General features: G+C 69.0%; 8 protein-coding genes. 3 read left to right on the plus strand and 5 right to left on the minus strand.

Annotated elements, in window-relative coordinates; genetic code table 11:
• The 3 genes from AC3XYG_RS22460 to AC3XYG_RS22470 form a co-directional block, all read left to right on the plus strand.
• Nucleotides 1-303: GMC oxidoreductase (locus AC3XYG_RS22460; RefSeq protein WP_489142089.1), on the plus strand; the 303-nt coding region annotated here is incomplete at its 5' end.
• Entirely contained in the window at nt 300-1,400 is a 1,101-nt protein-coding gene (locus AC3XYG_RS22465; RefSeq protein WP_489142090.1) for a histone deacetylase-like amidohydrolase, read from the plus strand. The genes AC3XYG_RS22460 and AC3XYG_RS22465, both read left to right, overlap by 4 nt.
• Before the next feature lie 38 nt (nt 1,401-1,438).
• Nucleotides 1,439-1,801: an ArsC family reductase gene (locus AC3XYG_RS22470; RefSeq protein WP_489142091.1), complete on the plus strand. Its 363-nt coding sequence runs from the start codon at nt 1,439-1,441 to the stop codon at nt 1,799-1,801.
• A gap of 27 nt (nt 1,802-1,828) precedes the next feature.
• Here the strand turns inward: AC3XYG_RS22470 and AC3XYG_RS22475 are convergent, their stop codons facing one another.
• From AC3XYG_RS22475 to AC3XYG_RS22495, 5 genes are all read right to left on the minus strand, one after another.
• Nucleotides 1,829-2,380 (minus strand): thioredoxin family protein, encoded by a 552-nt coding sequence (locus AC3XYG_RS22475; RefSeq protein ID WP_489142092.1) that lies wholly within the window; start codon nt 2,378-2,380, stop codon nt 1,829-1,831.
• A 145-nt stretch (nt 2,381-2,525) separates the two neighbouring features.
• Nucleotides 2,526-2,771, minus strand: a complete 246-nt coding sequence (locus AC3XYG_RS22480) for an acyl carrier protein (protein ID WP_489142093.1) — start codon at nt 2,769-2,771, stop codon at nt 2,526-2,528.
• A gap of 29 nt (nt 2,772-2,800) precedes the next feature.
• Complete coding sequence (locus AC3XYG_RS22485; protein ID WP_489142094.1) at nt 2,801-4,177, minus strand: FAD-containing oxidoreductase; 1,377 nt, start codon at nt 4,175-4,177, stop codon at nt 2,801-2,803.
• Nucleotides 4,178-4,531: 354 nt separating this feature from the next.
• Complete coding sequence (locus tag AC3XYG_RS22490; protein WP_489142095.1) at nt 4,532-4,975, minus strand: OmpA family protein; 444 nt, start codon at nt 4,973-4,975, stop codon at nt 4,532-4,534.
• A 58-nt stretch (nt 4,976-5,033) separates the two neighbouring features.
• The coding region (locus AC3XYG_RS22495) for a P-loop NTPase family protein (RefSeq protein ID WP_489142096.1) at nt 5,034-5,630 on the minus strand (597 nt) is incomplete at its 5' end.

Below are 5,630 nucleotides of genomic sequence, written 5' to 3' on the forward strand. Positions count from 1 at the left end.
TCGCCGCTGCGCGAGGTGCTGTCGCACGAGATCACGCCGAGTGCCGAGGCGCAGAGCGATGCCGAGATCGCCCATTTCATCCGGGCGCAATGCACCACGCTGTACCATCCGACCAGCACCTGCCGGATGGGCATTGACGACCTCGCCGTGGTCGACCCGACGCTGGCGGTGCGAGGGCTGAAGGGGCTGCGCGTGGCGGATGCCTCGGTGTTCCCGTCCATGGTATCCGGCAACACCAACGCGCCGACGATCATGGTGGCCGAGCGCGCGGCCGAGTTCATCATCCGGGGGAACGGCGCATGACGACGGGGCTGGTCTGGCACGAACGCTACATGTGGCACATGACCGGCATGGCCGCCGGTTCGATGCCGGCCGGCGGCTATGTCGAGCCGGACCTGATGCATGTGGAATCGCCGCCGGCCAAGCGGCGCTTGCGCAATTTGCTTGAAGTGACCGGGTTGCTCGACCAGTTGCACCCGATCCGGCCGCGCCCGGCGACGGTGGAGGAGGTGCTGCGCATCCACACCCCCGGCTATATCGAACGCCTGAGCGCCGCCAGCGAGGCCGGCTATGGCGATGGCGGGGATTTCGCCCCGATCGGCAAGGACTCCTATCCGATCGCGCTGCTGTCGGCTGGTGGCTGCATCGCCGCGGCGGATGCGATCCTCGACGGCACGGTGCGCAACGCCTACGCCCTGGTGCGCCCGCCTGGTCACCATGCGGAGCGGGACCGCGGCCGCGGCTTCTGCCTGCTGGCCAATGCGCCGATCGCGATCGAGCATCTGCGCCAACGCGGCCTAGGCCGAATCGCCATGGTCGACTGGGACGTGCATCACGGCATTGGCGCCCAGTGGATCTACTATGACGACCCCGATGTCCTGACGATCTCGCTGCACCAGGATGGCAACTATCCCGAGGATTCCGGCACCCTGGCGGAAAACGGCGAGGGCAGGGGAGAAGGAGCCAACATCAACATCCCGCTGCCGCCCGGCTCCGGCCACGGCGCCTACGTCGCGGCGATCGAACGGGTGGCGCTGCCGGCGCTGGACCGGTTCCGGCCGGACATGATCATCGTGCCCTCGGGCTTCGACGGCTGCGCCTTCGACCCGCTGGGCCGACAGATGGCGATGTCCGGCACCTTCCGCGAGATGACCCGGCTGCTGATGGACGCGGCGGACACGCTGTGCGGCGGCCGGCTGCTGCTGACGCATGAGGGCGGCTATTCGCCCTTCTACGCGCCGTGGTGCGGCCTGGCGGTGATGGAGCAGCTGTCCGGCATTCGCACCGACGCGGTCGACCCCTATGACTACGCCGCGGCGTGGCCGGGCCAGTCGCTGCAGCCGCACCAGACTGCGGCGATCGATGCCGCGGCGGCGCTGGTGGCCCGCGTGCCGGTCTGAAAGAATAGGGGCAGCGAAGCGCGGAAAAGGGATTCGGCATGGCGAAGCCGGCGGCCGTCACGATCTACGGCATCAAGAATTGCGACACGATGAAGAAGGCGCGGGCCTGGCTGGACGGGCATGGCGTTGCCTATACCTTCCACGACTACCAGGCCGTGGGCGTCGACGCGGGCGTGCTGAAGGGCTGGGCCGGCAAGGTCGGCTGGGAGGTGCTGCTGAACCGCGCCGGCACCACCTTCCGCAAGCTGCCGGATGCGGACCGGGACGGGGTGACCGAGGCCAAGGCGATCGCGCTGATGACGGCCCAGCCCTCGATGATCAAGCGTCCGGTGCTGGACATCGGCGGCAAGCTGCTGGTCGGCTTCAAGCCGGAGCAGTATGAGGCGGCGTTCGGCGCGTAGCGTTGACGCGCCTCGCGGTGCCGGGTGTCATGCCGCCTTCCACTTGATCGAACAGCCCATCGACGGCGGCTGCTCGTCCGGCGTTTCGCCGGTCTTGGCGATCCGGCGCATGGCCTCGACCAGCTCGCGCTTCGCGCCGGGCGGTGGCGGGTTGGTGCGGCCCTCGTCCAGCCGGCCGCGGTATTTAAGCCCGCGCCAAGCGTCGTAGCCGAAGAAGTCGGGGGTGCAGATCGCCTCGTAGGCTCGCGCCGCCGACTGGTCCTCGTCATGCAGATAGGGGAAGGGGAAGTCGTGCGCGGCGGCGAAGTCCTTCATCCGCTCGAAGCTGTCCTCCGGATGGGTGGTGGCGTCGTTCGAGCAGATGGCGGCGACGCCGATGCCCTCGGCCAGCAGCACGCGGGCGTCGGCGACCAGCCGGTCGATCACCGCCTTCACATAGGGGCAGTGGTTGCACAGGAAGACGATTACCGTGCCATGCGGGCCGGCGACGTCGTCCAGCGTGTAGGTTCGTCCATCGGTGGCCGGCAGCCGGAAATCCGGGGCCGGCGTGTCGGGCCTGACGGGCGGTGGCGTGGCCATGGTCCGGGCTCCTTTGCGGTTGCCCCCAGTCTAGGACGCATGGCCCGCCCTGTCAGCGCCAGGCGTGGACGCCGAGCGTCGTTCCTTTGGCCAACAGCCCGGCGGCGTCGGCCATCGGCATGACGGAATTCGGCGAGGCCGGCGGCTACATGTGCCAGCTGTGTTTGGGCACCGCGGTCAGCGGATCGTAGTGGCGGTCGACCAGTTCGATCAGCGCTTCCACCGTCAGCACCGCGCGGTATTCGTCGCGCGGGATATCGGCGCCGAGCGCATTCTCGATGTCCCAGATCAGCCGTGTCGAGGCATCCGCGTCGAGGCCGAGATCCTCGATCAGCCGGTCGCCGGGCAGGATCGGCCGGAAGCGGCCGACCACCGCGATCAGGGCGCGCATGACAGCCGCTCGGGCGCGATCCAGCCCGCTCACGACGCCGGCCCCAGGGCGGCGAGCGTCGTCGGCAGCAGTTCGGACACCGTCGGATGGATCGGCACCGAACGCTGCAGCACGTCGTAGGGCGCCTTGGCGTACATCAGGTCAAGCAGCCCGTGCACCACCTCGTCGCCGCCGGTGCCGAGGATGGCGGCGCCCAGGATCTGCCGCGTGTCGGCATCGACGACGATTTTCATGAATCCCTCGGTCTCGCTCTTTTCCACGGCGCGGCCCACCCGGGTCATCGGCCGTGTGGCGACCTGGATGCGCTTGCCGGCCCGGCGGGCCTCCGTCTCGGTCAGGCCGGCGCGGCCGAGCGGCGGGTCGGTGTACAGGGCATAGGCCGGGATCCGGTCGGTCACCCGGCGCGGATCGTCGTCCAGCAGATTGGCGGCGACGATCTCGAAGTCATTGTAGGCGGTGTGGGTGAAGGCGCCGCGGCCGTTGCAGTCGCCCAGCGCCCAGATGCCCGGCACGCAGGTCCGCAGCTGGTCGTCGACGACGATATAGCCGCGCGGATCGACGGCCACGCCCGCCGCCTCGAGCCCGAGATCGTCGGTGTTCGGGCGGCGGCCGGTGGCGACCAGCAGGTGGGAGCCGGTGACGACGGGCGCGCCGGCGGTGCAGTCGACCGTCACCGCCACGCCGTCGCCGTGCTTCGCCACGCTCAGGCAGGTCGCGCCGGTGCGGATGGTGACGTCCTCCTTCTCCAGGAAGCCGGTGATGGCGGCGGAGATGTCCTCATCCTCGCGCCCGACCAGCCGCGGCCCGGTCTCGATCACCGTCACCGTGGCGCCGAAACGGCGGAACATCTGGCCGAATTCCAGCCCGATATAGGAGCCGCCGATGATGACCAGGTGCTCCGGCACCGTGTCGAGGTCCATCATCGTGCTGTTGGTCAGGTACGGCACGGTGTCGAGGCCGGGCAGGGGCGGCACCGCGGCGCGGCCGCCGACATTCAGGAAGATCCGCTCCGCCGTCAGGGTGTCGTCGCCGACCTGCACGCTGTTCGGGCCGGTCAGGCGGGCATGGCCCTGGATCACGGTGCCGTTGGCCAGGCCGCGCATCCAGCCTTCGACGCCGGTGCGCGACTGGCCGGACACGCCGTCCTTCCGCGCCTTGACCCTGGCCATGTCGATGCCGGGCGGCCCGGCCAGCACCACGCCGAATTCGGCGGCGCGCTGGGCCATGCGGGCGGCATAGGCGCTGGCCACCATGGTCTTGGTCGGAATGCAGCCGGTGTTGACGCAGGTGCCGCCGAAGCGGTTGCGCTCGATGACGGCGACGCGCTGCCCGGCGCGGCTCAGCCGGTCGGCCAGGGCCGGCCCGGCCTGCCCCGTGCCGATGATGATCGAGTCATACGCCGTCATCGCCGTCTCTCCGCTCCGCCTCTATCGGGACAGCATAGCGCATGCGGTCCAGCGTGTGACTGCCAACCCGCCGCAGGGCGGACGCAGCCGGGCCTTTACGGTTCGCCCGGCTCGTCCGATCATAGGATGCGGTTTGAATAGCGAGTCGGAGGCATACCATGGCCAATCGTGACCAGAAATCGAACAAGGAAAAGAAGAAGCCGAAGCAGGACAAGGCTCCGAAGCCGCCGGCCGGATCCGGCCTGGGCATCGCGCCGTCGAACAAGGTCTGAGCGTAGGACAGCCGGGGCTCGAGCCATCGAGCCCCGGCCCGAGTTACGCGGGACGAACAAGGGGCCCGCAGGGCGTCCTGCTTTATTGCGGAATGATCGCGACATAGCGGTTCTGCGGCTCGGCAACGCCGTCGGCCGTGGGGACCAATGGATCGCCTTCGCCGGCCCCCCTGATGAATAGCAGGTTCGCCGGCGCGCCACGGGCGACCAGTGCGTCGCGCACCGCTTCTGCTCGACGAAGTGATAGTTTCAGATTGCTGGCTGCAGATCCTGTGCGGTCGGCATTGCCGATGATGTCGACACGATTGAGGCCGGCAGGCCATCGAGCTGGCTCCGCGGCATCCAGGATCTTTACGGCATTGTGGTTTGGTCTGGCGCTTCCTGCATCGAAGAAAATCAGCTGATTTTCGATGAGTGTGAAGTCCTTGGGAGCGCTTGGGCTTTGAGCGCCGCTTCCAGTCGTGCTCGTTCCCGAGCAACCGGCGAGCACCACGCACGACAGTGCTGACGCGATCAATGCACGCATTGTTTCCCCCCTTTGAAACAGCATGGGGCGGTCAATGATCCGGCGTCAATTCCCGGCCTCAGCTCCTCAGAAACCGCTCCAGCAGCCGTCTTGCGGCGATGGTCGGCAGCAGGCGGCCGGCGGCGACGTCGGCCTCCAGGGCGGGCAGGGCCGCGGCGACGGCGGGATAGCCGCGCAGCGCGTCCAGCAGCCCGTCGCCCAGCTCGCGCCACAGCCAGGACCGGGCCTGGTCGGCACGGCGTTCGGCCAGCATCGCGCCCATATCGGCGCGGAAGCGGCCGATCATGTCCCACACGGCGTCGATGCCGCGGTTCTCCAACGCCGAACACTGCAGCACGGGCGGTGTCCAGCCGCGCGGGCCGCGCAGCAGCGCCAGGGCGTGGCGGTATTCGGCGACGGCATGGTTGGCAGCGCCCTTCCGGTCGCCATCCGCCTTGTTCACCACCAGGATGTCGGCGACCTCGACGATGCCGCGCTTGATGCCCTGCAACTCGTCGCCGGCGCCGGGCATCAGCAGCAGCAGGAACACGTCGACCATCTGCGCGACAGCGGTTTCGGACTGGCCAACGCCGACGGTCTCGACGATCACCACGTCATAGCCGGCGGCCTCGCACAGCAGCAGGGATTCGCGGGTGCGCCGCGCCACCCCGCCCAG

This window comes from Inquilinus sp. (assembly GCF_057815775.1).

Coding starts and splice junctions, on each gene's coding strand:
- AC3XYG_RS22470 (WP_489142091.1), top strand. CDS start 1,439: ATGGCGAAGCCGGCGGCCGTCACGATCTACGGCATCAAGAATTGCGAC.
- AC3XYG_RS22475 (WP_489142092.1), bottom strand. CDS start 2,380: ATGGCCACGCCACCGCCCGTCAGGCCCGACACGCCGGCCCCGGATTTC.
- AC3XYG_RS22465 (WP_489142090.1), top strand. CDS start 300: ATGACGACGGGGCTGGTCTGGCACGAACGCTACATGTGGCACATGACC.
- AC3XYG_RS22480 (WP_489142093.1), bottom strand. CDS start 2,771: ATGCGCGCCCTGATCGCGGTGGTCGGCCGCTTCCGGCCGATCCTGCCC.
- AC3XYG_RS22490 (WP_489142095.1), bottom strand. CDS start 4,975: ATGCGTGCATTGATCGCGTCAGCACTGTCGTGCGTGGTGCTCGCCGGT.
- AC3XYG_RS22485 (WP_489142094.1), bottom strand. CDS start 4,177: ATGACGGCGTATGACTCGATCATCATCGGCACGGGGCAGGCCGGGCCG.